The following is a 16,639-nucleotide window of genomic DNA, read 5'->3' on the forward strand; positions in this document are numbered from 1 at the left end:
GGACGGACGACTTGGCGATCAGACTTGACTACCAGAGCAGTGATTTCGAAAGCCGGTTCGCTGCCTTCCTGACCACCAAGCGCGAGGTCTCCGAAGACGTCAATGCCGTCGTGCGCACGATCATCGAGGACGTGCGCGCCCGCGGCGACGCGGCGCTGGCCGACTATTCGAAGAAATTCGACGGCCTCGATTTTTCCGTCACCTCCATGCGCGTCTCGCTGGAGGAGATCGAGACGGCCTATGACGCGGTCGATCCGAAGATCATCGCCGCGCTCGAGCTTGCCGCCCAGCGTATCGAAAAACACCATGCCCGCCAGCGGCCGAAGGACGACATCTACGAGGATGACATCGGCGTCGGCCTCGGCTCGCGCTGGACGGCAATCGACGCCGTCGGCCTCTACGTGCCGGGCGGCACCGCGAGCTATCCGAGTTCCGTGCTGATGAATGCCGTACCGGCCAAGGTCGCCGGCGTGCCGCGCCTCGTCATGGTCGTGCCGGCGAAGGACGGCGAGATCAACCCGGCAGTGCTCGCCGCCGCGCGCATTGCCGGCATCGACGAGATCTATCGCATCGGCGGCGCGCAGGCTGTCGCGGCCCTTGCCTACGGCACGCATACGATCGCCCCTGTCGCCAAAATCACCGGACCGGGCAATGCCTTCGTCGCCGCCGCCAAGCGCCAGGTCTTCGGCACGGTCGGCATCGACATGATCGCCGGTCCCTCCGAAGTGCTCGTCATTGCCGATGGCGACAACGATCCGGACTGGCTCGCCGCCGACCTTCTCGCCCAGGCCGAACACGATGTCGGCGCGCAATCGATCCTCGTCACCGACAGCGTGGTGCTTGCCGACGCGGTCGAGGCCGCCGTCGAGCGGCAGTTGAAGACGCTGAAGCGTGCCGAGACCGCCGCCGCGAGCTGGCGGGATTTCGGCGCCATCATCCTCGTGCCGGACCTTGTCAGGGCCGTGCCGCTCGCCAACCGCATCGCGGCCGAGCACCTGGAGATCGCCACCGCCGATCCCGACGCGCTAATGTCCAAAATCCGCAATGCCGGCGCCATCTTCGTCGGCCGCCACACGCCCGAGGTCATCGGCGACTATGTCGGCGGCTCGAACCATGTGCTGCCGACAGCCCGGTCCGCCCGTTTCTCCTCCGGCCTCTCGGTGCTCGACTACATGAAGCGGACCTCGATCCTCCGGCTCGGCGCCGACCAGTTGCGGGCCCTCGGCCCTGCCGCCGTCACGCTTGCCGAGGCCGAGGGGCTCGGCGCGCATGCCCGTTCCGTCGCCATCCGGCTCAACCTGGAGACATAGGGCATGGGCCAAAAGGGCAGCTTCCGCCTCTGCGACGTGGTGCTGGACGACACGATCGGCCGCGCCACGCCCGATGTGGAGCACGAGCGTGCCGTTGCCATCTTCGACCTTATCGAGGAGAATTCGTTCGAGCCGATCGGCCATGCGGGCGGCCCCTACCGCCTCAACATCTCGCTGCTCGATTCCAAGCTGGTCTTCGCCATCCGCACCGAAGCGGGCGAGGCCGTGGCCACCCATATCCTCTCGCTGACGCCCTTCCGGCGCATCGTGAAGGACTATTTCCTGATCTGCGAGAGCTACTACCAGGCGATCCGCTCGGCAACGCCCAGCCAGATCGAGGCGATCGACATGGGCCGGCGCGGTATCCACAACGAGGGCTCGCAGACGCTGATGGACCGGCTTTCGGGAAAGATCCGCTTCGACTTCGATACCGCGCGCCGGCTTTTCACGCTCGTCTGCGTTCTCTACTGGCGCGGGTGAGTGGATGGAGGGCGTCTTCCCGGCACCACAGGAAGCCCGGTCGCGAACGCCCCGTTCGATACTCTTCATGTGCCGCATGAATGCGGTGCGCTCGCCGATGGCCGAGACGATCGCCCGCAGCGTGCTGCCTGGCACCTATGTCGCCTCGGCCGGCGTGCGTCCCGGCGAACGCGATCCGTTCGTCGATGCCGTGCTCGGCGAAGTGGGCCTCTCGCTCGGCCGCCATGCGCCGCACTCGCTCGACGAACTGGAGGACGATTATTTCGACCTCATCGTGACGCTCGCCCCGGAAGCGCACCACGCCGCGCTCGAGCTCACCCGCTCCATGGCCGTCGACGTCATGTACTGGCCGACGCCCGATCCGACAGTGGCGACCGGCACCCGCGAGCAGATTCTCAGCTCCTACCGCGAGGTTCGCGAGTTCCTGAAGATGCTGATAGAGAAGCGTTTGAAGGCCCCCGGCTAGGCGCATAGCTGCCCTGTTTCCGGCAAATGCAGAAAGCCGGCGCTTCGGTGTTCACAAAGCACTGGGGATTGTGTAGTTTCCGGCAACTTTTTCGAGGCGGGCATCCGGCCTCCCCGAATCCACCCTACAGGAATATCGCTCAAAGATGGCAAAAGAAGAAGTCCTCGAATTTCCCGGCGTCGTGACGGAACTGCTCCCGAACGCCACCTTCCGCGTCAAGCTCGAAAACGAGCATGAGATCATCGCACACACCGCAGGCCGCATGCGCAAGAACCGCATCCGCGTTCTCGCCGGCGACAAGGTACTGGTCGAGATGACGCCCTATGACCTCACCAAGGGCCGCATCACCTATCGTTTCAAGTAAGCTCCTCCCAACGGGATGTGCGGCCGCGCCTCTGCCCGGCCTGCAGCCCGAGAGCTGAAACCGGCGCACCCCGGAGATCCCATGGCGCAGACCGACACGCTCATCCTGGCATCCGGCTCGCCGCGCCGCGTCGAACTTCTCGCGCAGGCGGGCATTGAACCCGCACGCCTGATGCCCATGGACATCGATGAGACGCCGAAGCGCTCCGAGCATCCCCGCTCGCTGGCGCGCCGGCTCTCCACGGGCAAGGCACAGGCGGCGCTCGCTGCCATCAAGGGTGATCCCGCCTTTGCCGGCAGCTATATCCTGGCGGCCGATACGGTCGTCTCCGTCGGCCGGCGCATCCTGCCGAAGACGGAGATGATCGACGAGGCCTCCAGCGCCCTGCACCTGCTCTCCGGCCGCAGCCACCGTGTCTTCACCGGCGTGTGCCTCGTCACACCGGACCGGACCGTGCGCCAGAAGGTCATCGACACGAAGGTCCGCTTCAAGCGGCTCTCGACCACCGACATCGAGGCCTATCTCGCCTCCGGCCAATGGCGCGGCAAGGCAGGCGGCTACGCCATCCAAGGCATTGCCGGCAGCTTCGTCGTCAAGCTGGCTGGCTCCTACACCAACGTGGTCGGCCTGCCGCTGTACGAAACCCTCGCCCTGCTATCCGGCGAAGGCTTCGACGTGCATGCCGGCTGGACGGACGCCTGACGTGGTGAACGAGAGCGAAAAACCGACGGCCATCGTCGCCCCCTTGCGCAAGGCCGTACCCTGCCCGATCTGCAAGCGCCCTTCGGCGCGCGAGCACTATCCCTTCTGCTCGAACCGCTGCCGCGACGTCGATCTCAACCGCTGGCTCTCCGGCTCCTACGCCATTCCCGTCGCCGACGACGAAGCGAAAGCCGACGAGGACGATATGTGACGCTCCTGTCACACGCCGAAAACACAATCTTTTCCACAACTTGCAAAGCCAGCCATTTTTCCCGCAAAAAACACCCGAGAGGGCTGGACACATTTTTGCAAGATGCTATAACCCCGCTCGCTTCCGGGGCGAAACCAAGCGCCCCACGGATTTCCAAGTGAAATCCAACCAGATGCCCGGATAGCTCAGTTGGTAGAGCAGCGGATTGAAAATCCGCGTGTCGGTGGTTCAAATCCGCCTCCGGGCACCATTAAGCCCTTAAAATCATTGAATTTTTGAAAAGCTCTTTGAGCCAGCATGTGCTGGAAATACGCTAGCACACGTCTAGCACACCCCGCAAAATTGCTCTTTTCCTTCAAGGCCCGGCATGCCTGCCACGGTCATGCGTTCGCACAGTTTTAGCGCAGGCGTGCTAGCAGCGTATCCGTTCCACTTTTCGGACTGTGCCGGTTACTCGCATGTAAAGACGAAAGACGACGGCGTTGGAGCCGTCGACGAGAGCGACGAATTTGTGACCTACGTGTTTCGGTTAAAGGAGAGGATTAGCCGCAAATGGATCACGCCTTAGATGCGGCGACCCTGCCTCCGGGTGCCACATACATTCCCGAATTCCTTTCCCGAGAGGAGGAGGCAATCAAAGATCAGCTCGACGCCGGAGAATGGAGCAATGCGCTTAAGCGCCGCGTGCTGCATTTTGGCTATCTCTATGACTATAGAGCGCGTGCCGTTTTGGCAGACGCTTATCTAGGTAAGCTACCTCCATGGCTTGAAACGTTTGCAGAACGATTGGTCACGCGGGGCTATTTCGTTGATTTGCCAGATCAAGTGATCGCGAATGAGTATTTGCCGGGTCAAGGCATAAGCGCCCACGTCGATTGTGCGCCGTGTTTCGATGACACGATCATTTCGATAAGCCTTTTGTCCCAATGCGAGATGAATTTTCGGGAACGATCCAGTTCCAGATCACTTGCAGTTTTGCTCCATCCACACTCAGGCATATTGCTGAAGGGGGTGAGCCAATATGACTGGACGCATGAAATTCCAGCCCGAAAGTCAGATGTCGTGGACGATACGAAAGTGAATCGCGGCAGAAGGATATCTCTGACGTTTCGAAAGGTTATTCAGGCTACTGGAAAACCTCTTTAAAGCATCCCTCAGCTCCTTGGGGGTCGAGGGATGCTGTCAGTTTAGCCAACCAGCCGCTTAGCCACACGGGGAAAGCATTTTGCTGGGGGCCGTAAAATGCTTAGTGAGAATTCGCGTTGCTCATCCCCGCGAATTTCGAGGCGTCCCCAGAGCGCCTTTACGCCTCGATTGATAGCTCCAAAATTCGGATATTTGCTGCGGTAGCCGCGGGTTTGAAAACATCTTTTCGTTCCGGCTTCCCCGTCGAAGTCGCGCATGGCCTAACCTATATCATAACAACGGCTTCGACTTTGATCGAGCGAGATAATGCCGGTGATCTTGTAAGGCTTTTTCTTTCGACGATAACCGTAATAGCGGGCAGCTGACTGGATTTTCCGCCAGTCCACCCCGGGGAAGACCTCGCAGATTTCCTCTTTTCTAGCCTCCGGATAGAGTTTCCGTAGTTGCTGTCTCGCTGACCAGTGCCAGGGAGGCACCAAACCTAATTTTTGGCAACGTGTTTGGAATGCCTTTTTTGATCGCGTACCCGACCTGCGTGAATCGCTTCAATCGCTGGTGGCGAGCGGGTCATTGGACACACATTCTACAAGCTGTCTCAAAGGCTTACGACGGCGACATCCAGGTGATCGGCAGTTCTTCGATCCGGGCTCACCGGCATGGGCGAACGGCTCGAAAAGGGAGCGATCCCATTGCATGGGTCATTCACGCGGTGGGCTGACCACCAAGATGCATGTGCTCTTCAATGTCCCCGGTCGGTCCGATCCGGGTGAAACTGACCGAAGGCCAGGCGCATGACGGGCGCTCGGCGGCTGACATGTATGGGTCGATCGGTGCGGGCCAGACGCTGCTCGCTAATCGCGCCTACGTCAGCGACGCATTACGTGATACTCTCACCGCCTGCGGTGCGGTGGCCAACAGCCGCCCCATGCCGACGCAAAGGCGTTTTCCGGCCTTTGACGCTGTGCTCTATAGCAGACGCAACCGCGCCGGACGCTTCTTCAGCAAGATCAAACACTTCCGAGCCGTTCCAACCCGACACGACAAACGCGACGACACCTTCCTGGCATCCATCCAACTCGACGCACTACGAATATGGCTGCGGACTTATGAGCCAGTGGCCTAGCCGGCCGAGCGCGCCGCTTCTTCCATTTCCTCCCAGCTTTCGTCCATCGCGTAGGTCGGCGAGAGGAAGGGGATGCCGATGTGGCCGTAGCGGATGGACAGTTGGCGTTCGGCGGTTTCCTCGTCGATCCGGGCGATGCGGGCGAGGTAGATGACGGAGGCAAGGCCCGTGCGGTCGGAGCCCGAACGGCAATGGATGAGGATCGGGCGGGGCGCGTCCTTTAGGAGCGTGGCGAGTTCGTCCGCCGCCTTGGGGTCGAGACGCCGGTCGGCCTGCATGGGGAAATCAATGAGGGTGAGGCCGAGACGCTTGGCTGCGGCGACCTCGTCCCTGTACCAGGCCGCCCGCTCGTTCCGCCCCCTCAAGTTGACGATGGTTCGGATCTTGTAGCGCGCGGCATAGGCTGCGATCTCGGCCGGCGTGGGCTGGTTCGAGCGGTAGACCTCTCCGGGCACCACGGTGGCGAAATTGCCGGTGAGCTGGATCGCCACGAGATAGATGCCGAGCACGACGCCTGCCGCGCCATAGGTAAGCGCAACCCACTTCAAGAACCGCTTCATGCCTGCCTTCCCTGCCAATCGTGGTGGCAGGATCGGCCGTGCGCCTGACAGGAGCCTGAACGTCAGCCAGCGGCACAAAATCCGCACTCTTCCATCACCGATTTCGATGGGTATGTCAGCGAAACTGGCGTGAATGACGGGCAGAAACCGGCTAGGTCTTGGGCCCGTCATCGTCGTGAAACGTGTTCCAATCCTGTCGGAGTGATCTTCCATGTCCCTCATCGAAAGCCTCAGCCCGCGCTCGCTCCGCGCCCCGGAAAGCGGGATCGTCGAAGTGGTCAACTATGCGCGCGGGCGCGACGGGCTGATCCCGCTCTGGGTTGGCGAAGGGGACCTGCCGACGCCGGACTTCATTGCCCGGCCCGCAGCCGAGGCGCTGCTGCGCGGCGAGACCTTCTACACCTGGCAGCGCGGGATTCCGGAGTTGCGCGCCGCCCTTTCGCGCTACTATGCCCGGCGCTTCGGTGCGGCGTTGCCGGCCGAGCATTTCTATGTCGTCGGCTCGGGCATGCAGGCGATCAAGCTGGCGATCGAGGCGCTCGTCTCGCCGGGCGACGACATGGTCTACCTGACACCAGCCTGGCCGAATTTCGCCGCGGCAGCCGAGCTTTCGGGCGCCAATCCCATCGCCGTTCCGCTCGCCTTTGCCGGCGGGCGCTGGCAGATCGACCTTGAACGCGTGGAGGCGGCGATCACCCTGAAGACCCGCGTTCTGTTCGTCAACACACCCTCCAATCCGACCGGCTGGACGGCGACGCGCGATGACCTTGCCAGCCTGCTGGCCATCGCACGGCGCCATGGTCTCTGGATCATGGCCGACGAGATCTATGCGCTGTACCACTATGCCGGCGGCCGGGCGCCCTCCTTCCTCGACGTGATGGAGGACGGCGACAAGGTCGTCTTCGTCAATTCTTTCTCCAAGAACTGGTCGATGACCGGCTGGCGCGTCGGCTGGATCGTCGCCCCGCCCGAAATCGGCCAGGTGCTGGAAAACCTCATCCAGTATTCCACCTCGGGCGTGCCGCAGTTCCTGCAGCAGGGCGCCATCGTGGCGCTCGACGAGGGCGATGCCTTCGTGCAGGCGAATATCGACAAGGCCACGAAGAACCGTGACGTCTTCTGTGACGCGCTGATCGCCACCAACCGCGTCGAGACGCTGAAGCCGGACGGGGCGCTCTATGCCTTCCTGAAGATCGATGGCGTGACGGATTCGCGCCATGCCGCGCTCGACATCGTCGACCGCACCAATGTCGGGCTTGCACCGGGCACGGCTTTCGGGCCGGGCGGCGAACTCTTCATGCGCGCCTGTTTCCTGCGCGATCCCGGCCAGGTCGCGGAGGCGGCCGACCGGCTTGCCCGCTACATCGCCGCACGCTGACGGCGATCAAAGACGGCCGAGCACGAAATCAGCGCGCTCGGCCACCGGCATTTTCGGCACGACCGCAACCTCGTAGCCGAGCGCGGGATAGGCCTTTTCCAACCGCGCGTATTCGGCAAGCGCGGCCGCAAGATCATGCCGGCGCTCCGGATCGGCGGCGTAGATTTCCGGCCAGGGCGGCGTGAGGAAGACCTGCCTGTTGTAGCGATGCGCCGCGGCCAGCGCAGGCAGAACCGGCTCCCCACCCTCCGCATCGAGAGCGACGGCCGCATCGATCAAGCCACGATCGAAGAAGACGAAGCCGGGATGGTGCTGCATTGCCGCCCGATCGGCGAGCGCCATCGCAATGGCCCGCCTGGCAAAGGCGGCGAGATCCAGCCAGGGCAAGGCAGTACCGCCACCCGCCAGCTCCGCCTGCACGATACGGCGGCCGGGCTCCTCGACAACGGCGTGGCCGCGCCGGCGAAGCTCTTCCAGAAGCGTGGACTTCCCTCCGCCGGAACAGCCGGAAAGTACGACGAAGCGATCGGACATGATGGTCTTCCTTGTGTTGGGCAGGAGCGGCCCGCAAATGCGCCGCAATTGCGGTTGCGTCTTGCCGGCCGGCAGGGTGATATGCCGGCAATTCAGTCGATTCGGGGAATAACATGGCGGTTCTGGTTACGGGCGGTGCGGGTTACATCGGCAGCCACATGGTCTGGGCGCTCATCGATGCCGGCGAGGAGGTCGTTGTGCTCGACCGGCTCTCGACCGGCTTCCGCTGGGCCGTGGCGCCCGAGGCGCGCTTCTACGAGGGCGACCTCGCCGATGCCGCGCTGCTGGCGCAGATCTTCTCCGAAAACAGCATCGACGCGATCATCCATTTTGCCGGGTCGATCATCGTGCCGGAATCGGTTGCCGATCCCCTCTCCTACTACGACAACAACACGGCCAAGTCACGGGCGCTGATCGCCGCGGCCGTCACGGCGAAGATCCCGCATTTCGTCTTCTCCTCCACCGCCGCCGTCTACGGCACGCCCGACGGCACGGAACCGGTGCTGGAAAGCGCGGCGCTGCGACCGGAATCGCCCTATGGTTCGTCCAAGCTGATGACCGAGATCATGCTGCGCGACACGGCCGCCGCGCACGACTTCACCTATACGGCGCTGCGCTACTTCAACGTCGCCGGCGCAGATCCGCGTGGACGCACCGGCCAGTCGACGGCAGGAGCCACGCATCTCATCAAGGTGGCGAGCGAGGCGGCCCTCGGCAAGCGCGCCGGCATGGATGTCTTCGGCACCGACTATCCGACGCCTGACGGCACCTGCGTGCGCGACTATATCCACGTCAGCGACCTCGCCAATGCGCATCTGAAGGCACTTCAGCGCATGCGGGCAGGCGGTGGTTCGATCGTCGCCAATTGCGGCTATGGCCGCGGCTTCTCCGTGCTGGAAGTGCTGGAACAGGTGAAAACCGTTTCCGGCAGGGACTTTCCGGTGCGCTTCGCCCCCCGCCGGCCGGGCGATGCGGTGCTGATCGTCGCCAACCCCTCCGTTGCGATGCGGGAATTGGGCTGGACGCCGGAGCATGACAATCTCGGCTTCATCGTGCGCACAGCGCTCGACTGGGAAGAGCACCTCGGCAAGCGCAACCAGATATGACGGCTATTTTTCGCCGAGCAGCGCCTTTTCGTGGGCGATGGCGCGGTCGATAAGCCGCGCCCAGATCTCTTCGTAGAAGGCACCGTCGAGGCCAAGGACCTCGGCATTGCGGTGCGCGTTGTCGCGCACTTCCCGGACGCGCTCCGGCACGTCGGCGGGGATGTCGAGCCCGGCCTTGATCTCGGCCGCCCGGCCGATGAAGCTCCAGCGCTCGGCAAAGAGCGCCATGAGCGCCCGGTCGACCCGATCGATGTTTTCCCGGATGTCCGCCATCGTCGTGCAGTCTGCGGCCGTCTTCGCCATTGCGGTCTCCCTTGTCGGGACCCCGATAGCAGAGGAATGTTTGGGGGGGAAGCCGCCAGCGTCTCCTGAGACGCAAGGCCACATGCAGGCCCGGGGGTTAAGCGGAAGGAGGGTGCGGTCCTGTCTTCCACTTGCGGGCCTGCATGCTGGCCGAGGCGGAACCTAGGCAAGCAAGCTGGCGCGAGGCTGGACGCTTTTACGTAACGTGAGCCGTTGTTTTTCCTCGGCCGTGCGGGGCGTTTTCGAGAGCCGGCTACGTGCCGATGGCAAGCTTGATGGCAAAGCCAAGGATCGTCACCGCCAGCACGCCGCCCGCCCAGAGGCCGACGAACCAGAGCAGTTTACGGCCGGTCGAACCCTCCGTCATCAGTGGTAACCCTCCTCGGGATCGACCTTGCCGCGGAAGACCCAATAGGCATAGGCGGTGTAGCCAAGGATCATGGGAATGAGCACCAGCGCGCCGACCAGCAGGAAGGCAAGGCTCTCCTCCGGTGCGGCGGCCTGCCAGATCGTCAGTGCGGTCGGCACGATGTAGGGATAGAAGCTGATGCCGATACCGGCGAAGCCGAGAACAAAAAGGCCGAGCGCGGCAATGAAGGGCCGCGAATCGTGCCCCGTCCTGAGGCCCTGGACCAGCAACGCAAAGCAACCGAGCACGAGCAGCGGCACCAGCAGGCTGAAGAGAAGCGTCGGCCAGTGGAACCAGCGGTCGAAGTAGAGCGGCTCCAGGAAGGGCGTCCACAGGCTGAAGACCCCCATGGCCAAGAGCGTGCCGATACCGGCCTTCAGGGCGTAGCCGCGGGCACGCTCGGCAAGCGGACCACGCGTCTTCATCACCAGCCAGGTGGCGCCGAGCAACGCGTAGCCGACTAGGAGCGCAAACCCCGTGGCAACGGAGAAAGGCGTCAGCCAGTCCCACCAGCCGCCGACATAGGCACGGTTTTCCACCGGAATGCCCTGTACCAGGGCGCCGAGCGCCACCCCTTGCGTGAAGGCGGCAACCATGGAGCCGCCGGAAAAGGCGATATCCCAGAGGAATTCGCCGCGCCGGGTGCGCCAGCGATATTCGAAAGCGACGCCGCGGAAGATGAGGCCGAGCACCATGAGGAGCAGCGGCATGTAGAGCGCCGGCAGGATGGTGGCATAAGCAAGCGGGAAGACGGCCATCAGTCCGCCACCGCCCAGCACCAGCCAGGTCTCGTTGCCGTCCCAGACGGGCGCGACGGAATTCATCATCACGTCGCGATCGTGTTTCTCCTTGAAGAAGGGAAAGAGGATGCCGACGCCGAGATCGAAGCCGTCGAGGATGACATAGGCGAGCACCGCGAAGGCGATGATGGCGGCCCAGATGAAGGGAAGATCAATGGCCATGGTGATGGCTCCCGGACTTGGTGGCGACGGCGGCGGCGGGCGTGATGCCGGCCGAACGGAGAGGACCTTCCGCAAGATCCGGCATGGGGTCGCGCGGCAGGCGGCCCATCAGGCGCAGGATGTAGAAGGTGCCGGCGCCGAAGACGAGGAAATAGACCACAATGAACGCGATCAACGAAGTGGCGACGGCCGGCGCATCGATGGGCGCGACGGAATTGGCGGTGAGGAGATGGCCGTAGACGGTATAGGGCTGGCGGCCGACCTCCGTCGTTACCCAGCCGGCCAGAACGGCGAGGAAGCCGGCGGGGCCCATCAGGACGGCGGCGCGGTGCAGCCAGCGGTTCTCGCCGAGCGTCCCGCGCCACCGACACCACAACGACCACAGCCCTATACCCAGCATGGCAAAGCCGATGGCGACCATGATGCGGAAGGACCAGAAGACGATAGCGACCGGCGGCTGCAGCTCCTTCGGTATCGTATCGAGCCCGGCAAGCGGTGCTTTGAGGTCATGCTTCAGGATGAGGCTCGACAGTTTCGGGATCTCGATGGCGTAATCGACGCGCTGTTCGGCCGAATTCGGAATGCCGAACAGAATGAGCGGCGCACCGTCGGGATGGCTCTGGTAGTGCCCCTCCATCGCCATGACCTTGGCCGGCTGATGCTCCAGCGTGTTGAGGCCATGCATGTCTCCCGCGAAGATCTGGATCGGTGCGACGATGGCCGCCATCCACATCGCCATGGAGAACATCTTCCTCGCACGCTTCGGCGCATCGCCGCGCAGGAGATGGTACGCGCCGACACCACCGACCACGAAGGCCGTGGTGAGATAGGCAGCCAGCACCATGTGCACGAGGCGATAGGGGAAGGACGGGTTGAAGATTACCGCCCACCAGTCGACCGGCACGAACTGGCCGACGTCGTTGATGGAAAAGCCAGCCGGCGTCTGCATCCAGGAATTGGCGGCGAGGATCCAGGTGGCCGAGATCAGTGTGCCGACGGCAACCATGAGCGTGGCGAAGAAGTGCAGTTTCGGGCCGACGCGGTTGAGGCCGAACAGCATGACGCCGAGGAAGCCAGCCTCCAGGAAGAAGGCGGTCAGCACCTCATAGCCCATCAGCGGGCCGATGACCGGCCCCGCCTTGTCGGAAAAGACGCTCCAGTTCGTGCCGAACTGGTAGGACATGACGATGCCGGAGACGACGCCCATGCCGAAGGCGAGCGCGAAGATCGTCTTCCAGAAATTGAAGAGCGTGAAATAGACCTCGTCCTTCGTCCAGAGCCACAGCCCTTCCAGCACGGCGAGATAGCTCGCCAGACCGATCGAGAAGGCGGGGAAGATGATGTGGAACGACACCGTAAAGGCAAACTGGAATCGGGCGAGCAGTGTTGCGTCCAACGATTCGAACATTGGCCACGTCCTTTCGTAAGGCTGGCGCGGGCCTCGACAGGCCGCGGTCGCAGAAAAGAATGTGGTTCAAAACAGGCAAAGGTCAATTCTGCCCCTCCGCCCACGTTGCCGCACCGCGACAATCGCCCGCGTGCGGCATTTCGGCCGGCGCTGCCTTGGCCAAAAACGAACAAAGCTCCCGGGGCGGAACCGGGAGCTTTGGCGGCGGTTGGGAGAACTCTCTTCGTTAGTTGGCGACCGCTGTACGGTCGAGGCCAGGATAGTAGTCGCCGTTGGCGGGACCGACCCGGCGGGTTGTGGTTTCCGTCCGGGGATAGACGTAGCCGTTTGCCATGCGGGCCTGGCGCTTGGCTTCGATCATCCGGTCTTGCTTGGCGCTGGGCCAGGTGCCTTCGTAGTAGCTGCCGCCGGCAAGGGCGGCCGAGCCGCCGAACAGCGAGGCTGCGAGCAACGAGACGGCAAAGGTTGTGGTGAGAGACTTGCTCATCGTTTCATTCCTTGATCAGTCTTGGGAGGTGGTCTGGTTGTTACACGATCGGCGTTCAGCGGTCGTTCCGGTCAAGGCCCCTGTAGTAGTCGCCCTTGGCAGGGCCGACGGCTACCTCGATCGACGCGGGCGCTGCATCGCCATTGCCGACGCTCTGCGTGGTGACGGGGTCGATGGTCTGGCTCTGCGCCTGGTCGCGGTCGACGCTACGATAGTAATCGCCGTCACCGCCTGCGAGCGCTGCGGTGCTGCCGTAAACGGATGCGGCGAGGAGGGCGGTTACAAAGGTCGTGCTCAAGGTTTTGGTCATTGTCTTGTTCCTTTCCATACATGCATCGTGAAACTGCGGGTCAGTTTCACCGTGGCTGCGCAGATCGCCTGCCATCGGTGGCGACGGGGACGATCCGGCGGATTGCCGCAGGGCGCGCCCGGGTGGCGCTCGCCAGGTTCTTTCCTTCAATAGGGTTCGGCATCGTCATGTCCTTCCGTCTTCCAGAAGCAGCTCCGCCGCCTCCGTGAAATAAAGATGGTCCCTCAATTTGCGGGATGGAAGGGTCTTAAATTGGAAACAGCCGTCAACGTTTTTTGAACAATCAAAACGGCAGCGGCGACGCACAACCAAATAGGTAAAAAACGACAAAACCGTCCAATCGGATGGTTTTGCATCGAAAAATTCTTACGGCCTAAACATTTGATTTATATGGAAAATAATCGCGCACCTTCTCCTGGAAGGGCGGAGGCACACGCGAAGGCTGCGGCAGAAAAAGACTGCATTCACAATTGCGGCATGGAAAACCGCTGCACTGATTTCAAGAGTTTCACGAATGTGTGAGGAGCAAAAAACCGCGCCGAAATCACCTCCAGCGCGGCTTGAACTGTGTCGAGATTGTGTCCGACAGCCGGACCTTGCGGCCTCGTCACAAGCCGAATCCGTCGATCGGACCTAGCCGTCGCGCAGACAATGTTCGACCAGTTCCGTCCAGAAGGCCGCGCCGACCGGCAGGAGGTCGTCGTTGAAATTGTAGCCGGGGTGATGCAGCGACTTGTCGTTTTCGCCACCCTTGCCGCCAAGGAAAAAGTAGGTACCCGGCCGTTCCTTCAACATATAGGCAAAGTCCTCGCTTCCCATGAAGGGGCGGGCGAGATCGATGACCTTGTCGGCACCGGCAAAGCGGATGGCGAGGTCGCGCACGAGATCTGTCTCGGCCTTGTGGTTGACCGTCGCATCGTAGAAGCGCTGGTAGTTCACCATGGCGCTCATGCCATAGCTCTCGGCCTGGCGTCCGGCGATCAGGCGGATGCGGCGTTCCAGCTCGTCGCGCACATCAGGATCGAAGGAGCGGATGCCCACGACGATCTCGGCCCGGCTCGGGATGATGTTGCTCGCAGAGCCCGCATGGAACGAGCCGACCGTCACGACCGTCGGGTCGAGCGGATGGATGTTGCGCGAGACGATGGTCTGCAACGCCATGACGATCGACGCGCCGCAGACGATCGGGTCGAGCGTCTCCTGCGGTTCCGCGCCGTGGCCGCCGACACCGTTCACCGTGATACGCGCCTCATCGACCGCCGCCATGATCGGGCCTTCGCGCAGCGCAAACTGGCCGAAAGGCAGACCCGGCTCGTTGTGCAGGGCAAAGACGGCATCGCAGGGAAACCTGTCGAACAGCCCCTCCTCCACCATGATCTTCGCACCGCCGAAATTCTCCTCCGCCGGCTGGAAGATCAGATGCACGGTGCCATCGAAATTGCGCCGCTCGGCAACCGCCTTGGCCGCCCCGAGCAGCATGGCCGTGTGCCCGTCATGGCCGCACGCGTGCATTTTCCCCGGCGTCTTGCTGGCATAGGGAAGACCGGTTTCCTCGAAGATCGGCAGCGCATCGATATCGGCGCGGATGCCGATCGACTTTCGGCCGGTGCCGTTCACCAGCGTCGCGACGAGGCCGGTTTTCGCAAGACCGCGCGTAACCTTGTAGCCGTAGCCTTCGAGATGGCGTGCGATGACATCGGAGGTGCGGACCTCTTCCAGGCCCAGTTCCGGATGTTCGTGCAGGTCGCGGCGGATCGCCACCATTTCCGGCATGGAATTCTTGAGGGTCGTATGGATCGTCATGTCAGGCACCACGCGAAGGGATTTTGCTTTCGAAGTAGCGGAAGGCCACCACCAGGATGGCGGTGAGGCAGAGATAGATGAGCGCCAACAGCAAGAGCGGCTCATAGGTGAGATAGGTTGCCTGCCGCACCTTGGAGATGACGGCATAGGCGTCGATCACGGTGATCGTCGCGACGAGCGGCGTCGATTTCAGCTGCAAAACCGTTTCACCGTTCAGCGTCGGCAGCGCCCGGTAGACGGCGCGGGGCAGCCAGATGCGGCGGAACAGGGTGAAGCGGCTCATGCCAAAGGCGCGCGCAGCCTCGAGTTCGCCCGGCGGTACGCCAGCGAAGGCGCCGCGCATCACCTCGCCCTCATAGGCAGCGAAGGAGAGGGTCAGCGCAGCGACGCCATAGGGCCAGGACTCGCGCAGATAGGGCCAGAGGAAGGAGTTGCGGATTTCCGGAAACTGCGGAAACAACGAGCCGAGGCCGTAATAGAGCAGCCAGAGCTGCAGCAGCAGCGGCGTGCCGCGGATGATGGTGCAAAAGCCCTTTGCCAGCATTTTCAGCGGCCATGGTCCCGTCACCTGCACAAGGCCGATCGGCACGGCGAGGAGGAAGCCGAGGATCGAGGTCGAGAACAGCATCAGCAACGTGACGCCGACGCCATAGGCGAGCGCCCTGGAATAGTTCGGCACCCATTCCCAGCGCATGAACCAGACGATGCAGAAAACGAAGATTGCGGCGATCGCCATCAACACGATGCGATGGGGCTTGAAGAAGCTCTGCTTGCTCGGCAGCGCAGTGAGCGCCATGGCGGAGACGGTCTCGTCGGCCATCACGCAGCCCTCACCATGCCGCGCCGATAGTGGCGCTCGATAAGGCCGATCAGCACGTTCGAGACCAGCGTGATGATGAGGTACAGCACACCGGCAGCGCAGAAGAAAAGCAGGTAGGACTTGGTGCTTCCCGCCGCCTGGCGCGTCACCAGCGTCAGCTCGGAGAAGCCGACGACGGCGAGCAAGGCGGTGTCCTTGGTGGCGATGAGCCAGAGGTTGGAGAGACCCGGAATGGCATGCGGCAGCATCGCCGGCAGCGTGATGCGGCGCATGATCTGCACCGGCGGCATGCCATAGGCACGCGCCGCCTCGATCTGTCCTGCCGGCACCGCCTTGATCGCGCCGCGGATGACCTCGGTGGAATAGGCACCCTGCACGACACCAATGACGAAAATGCCCGCCGCAAGGCCGCTGATATCCACCTGCCCCCAACCCAGAGCGGCGGAGATCTGGCTCAGCACGTCCGTACCGGCATAATAGAGGATAAGGATCAGCACGAGCTCGGGCACGGCGCGCACGAGCGTCGTGTAGACCTCGAGCAGATCCTTGGTAACCGGCCCGCCATAGAGTTTACCCATGGCGCCGCCCGTGCCGAGGACGAGGCCGAGCCCGTAGCCGCCGATAGCGATCTGGATGGAGTTCCAGAGCCCTGCCAACATCACGCCGCCCCAACCGGGCGGTTCGAGAGCGAGCAGGCTCCAGTTGATCAGCGATCCGGCATCGGCCATGAGACTACGTCCCTTCGAGAAAAACGCCG

At 62.9% G+C, this 16,639-nt stretch carries 20 protein-coding genes and 1 tRNA gene; 11 read left to right on the forward strand and 10 right to left on the reverse strand.

The features are described from left to right. The first annotated feature begins 11 nt into the window (after positions 1 to 11). The 9 genes from hisD to EXZ48_RS13350 all read left to right on the forward strand — a co-directional run bounded on the left by hisD (position 12) and on the right by EXZ48_RS13350 (position 5,802). Entirely contained in the window at positions 12 to 1,310 is a 1,299-nt protein-coding gene (gene hisD / locus EXZ48_RS13310; RefSeq protein WP_130516371.1) for a histidinol dehydrogenase, read from the forward strand. A gap of 3 nt (positions 1,311 to 1,313) precedes the next feature. Next, entirely contained in the window at positions 1,314 to 1,790 is a 477-nt protein-coding gene (locus EXZ48_RS13315; RefSeq protein WP_023514850.1) for a UPF0262 family protein, read from the forward strand. A gap of 4 nt (positions 1,791 to 1,794) precedes the next feature. After that, positions 1,795 to 2,256, forward strand: coding sequence for a low molecular weight phosphatase family protein (locus tag EXZ48_RS13320; protein ID WP_037405840.1), 462 nt, complete (start codon positions 1,795 to 1,797; stop codon positions 2,254 to 2,256). 145 nt (positions 2,257 to 2,401) lie between these two features. Beyond that, positions 2,402 to 2,620: a translation initiation factor IF-1 gene (infA, locus tag EXZ48_RS13325; protein ID WP_004435948.1), complete on the forward strand. Its 219-nt coding sequence runs from the start codon at positions 2,402 to 2,404 to the stop codon at positions 2,618 to 2,620. 81 nt (positions 2,621 to 2,701) lie between these two features. Further along, positions 2,702 to 3,322: a Maf-like protein gene (locus EXZ48_RS13330; RefSeq protein ID WP_130516373.1), complete on the forward strand. Its 621-nt coding sequence runs from the start codon at positions 2,702 to 2,704 to the stop codon at positions 3,320 to 3,322. Positions 3,323 to 3,326: 4 nt separating this feature from the next. Next, positions 3,327 to 3,533 (forward strand): DNA gyrase inhibitor YacG, encoded by a 207-nt coding sequence (yacG, locus tag EXZ48_RS13335; protein WP_245462075.1) that lies wholly within the window; start codon positions 3,327 to 3,329, stop codon positions 3,531 to 3,533. Between the two features lie 174 nt (positions 3,534 to 3,707). After that, positions 3,708 to 3,783, forward strand: a tRNA-Phe gene (locus tag EXZ48_RS13340). 302 nt (positions 3,784 to 4,085) lie between these two features. Then, on the forward strand, positions 4,086 to 4,679 hold the full coding sequence (locus EXZ48_RS13345; RefSeq protein WP_130516378.1) for an alpha-ketoglutarate-dependent dioxygenase AlkB: 594 nt from the start codon (positions 4,086 to 4,088) through the stop codon (positions 4,677 to 4,679). 742 nt (positions 4,680 to 5,421) lie between these two features. Then, complete coding sequence (locus tag EXZ48_RS13350; RefSeq protein WP_165909349.1) at positions 5,422 to 5,802, forward strand: transposase; 381 nt, start codon at positions 5,422 to 5,424, stop codon at positions 5,800 to 5,802. Here the strand turns inward: EXZ48_RS13350 and EXZ48_RS13355 are convergent. Next, positions 5,799 to 6,362: a dual specificity protein phosphatase family protein gene (locus EXZ48_RS13355; RefSeq protein WP_023515457.1), complete on the reverse strand. Its 564-nt coding sequence runs from the start codon at positions 6,360 to 6,362 to the stop codon at positions 5,799 to 5,801. The genes EXZ48_RS13350 and EXZ48_RS13355 overlap by 4 nt on opposite strands. 211 nt (positions 6,363 to 6,573) lie before the next feature. Between EXZ48_RS13355 and EXZ48_RS13360 the strand changes: the two genes are divergently transcribed. After that, on the forward strand, positions 6,574 to 7,740 hold the full coding sequence (locus EXZ48_RS13360) for a pyridoxal phosphate-dependent aminotransferase (RefSeq protein WP_130516382.1): 1,167 nt from the start codon (positions 6,574 to 6,576) through the stop codon (positions 7,738 to 7,740). Positions 7,741 to 7,746: 6 nt separating this feature from the next. On the opposite strand, the gene EXZ48_RS13365 is transcribed toward EXZ48_RS13360, so the two are convergent. Then, positions 7,747 to 8,274, reverse strand: a complete 528-nt coding sequence (locus tag EXZ48_RS13365) for an AAA family ATPase (protein WP_130516384.1) — start codon at positions 8,272 to 8,274, stop codon at positions 7,747 to 7,749. A gap of 113 nt (positions 8,275 to 8,387) precedes the next feature. Between EXZ48_RS13365 and galE the strand changes: the two genes are divergently transcribed. Continuing rightward, positions 8,388 to 9,380 carry a UDP-glucose 4-epimerase GalE gene (galE, locus tag EXZ48_RS13370; RefSeq protein WP_023515460.1) on the forward strand — a complete coding sequence of 331 codons (993 nt, stop codon included), beginning with the start codon at positions 8,388 to 8,390 and terminating at the stop codon, positions 9,378 to 9,380. 3 nt (positions 9,381 to 9,383) lie between these two features. On the opposite strand, the gene EXZ48_RS13375 is transcribed toward galE, so the two are convergent. The 8 genes from EXZ48_RS13375 to EXZ48_RS13410 form a co-directional block, all read right to left on the reverse strand. Further along, positions 9,384 to 9,683: a chorismate mutase family protein gene (locus EXZ48_RS13375; protein WP_050742571.1), complete on the reverse strand. Its 300-nt coding sequence runs from the start codon at positions 9,681 to 9,683 to the stop codon at positions 9,384 to 9,386. 366 nt (positions 9,684 to 10,049) lie between these two features. Beyond that, positions 10,050 to 11,054 carry a cytochrome d ubiquinol oxidase subunit II gene (cydB, locus tag EXZ48_RS13380; protein WP_130516386.1) on the reverse strand — a complete coding sequence of 335 codons (1,005 nt, stop codon included), beginning with the start codon at positions 11,052 to 11,054 and terminating at the stop codon, positions 10,050 to 10,052. After that, positions 11,044 to 12,462: a cytochrome ubiquinol oxidase subunit I gene (locus EXZ48_RS13385; protein ID WP_130516388.1), complete on the reverse strand. Its 1,419-nt coding sequence runs from the start codon at positions 12,460 to 12,462 to the stop codon at positions 11,044 to 11,046. Before EXZ48_RS13385 ends, cydB begins: the two co-directional genes overlap by 11 nt. Before the next feature lie 226 nt (positions 12,463 to 12,688). Continuing rightward, positions 12,689 to 12,949, reverse strand: a complete 261-nt coding sequence (locus EXZ48_RS13390; protein WP_023514984.1) for a hypothetical protein — start codon at positions 12,947 to 12,949, stop codon at positions 12,689 to 12,691. 55 nt (positions 12,950 to 13,004) lie between these two features. Next, positions 13,005 to 13,259, reverse strand: coding sequence for a hypothetical protein (locus EXZ48_RS13395; RefSeq protein WP_130516390.1), 255 nt, complete (start codon positions 13,257 to 13,259; stop codon positions 13,005 to 13,007). A 633-nt stretch (positions 13,260 to 13,892) separates the two neighbouring features. Continuing rightward, entirely contained in the window at positions 13,893 to 15,062 is a 1,170-nt protein-coding gene (locus EXZ48_RS13400; protein ID WP_130516392.1) for a M20 aminoacylase family protein, read from the reverse strand. 1 nt (position 15,063) lies between these two features. Further along, complete coding sequence (locus EXZ48_RS13405) at positions 15,064 to 15,882, reverse strand: ABC transporter permease subunit (protein ID WP_130516394.1); 819 nt, start codon at positions 15,880 to 15,882, stop codon at positions 15,064 to 15,066. Continuing rightward, positions 15,882 to 16,610: an ABC transporter permease gene (locus EXZ48_RS13410; protein WP_023513577.1), complete on the reverse strand. Its 729-nt coding sequence runs from the start codon at positions 16,608 to 16,610 to the stop codon at positions 15,882 to 15,884. Before EXZ48_RS13410 ends, EXZ48_RS13405 begins: the two co-directional genes overlap by 1 nt. Positions 16,611 to 16,639: the final 29 nt, after the last annotated feature.

Source organism: Shinella sp. JR1-6 (genome assembly GCF_004284735.1).
GTDB lineage: Bacteria > Pseudomonadota > Alphaproteobacteria > Rhizobiales > Rhizobiaceae > Shinella.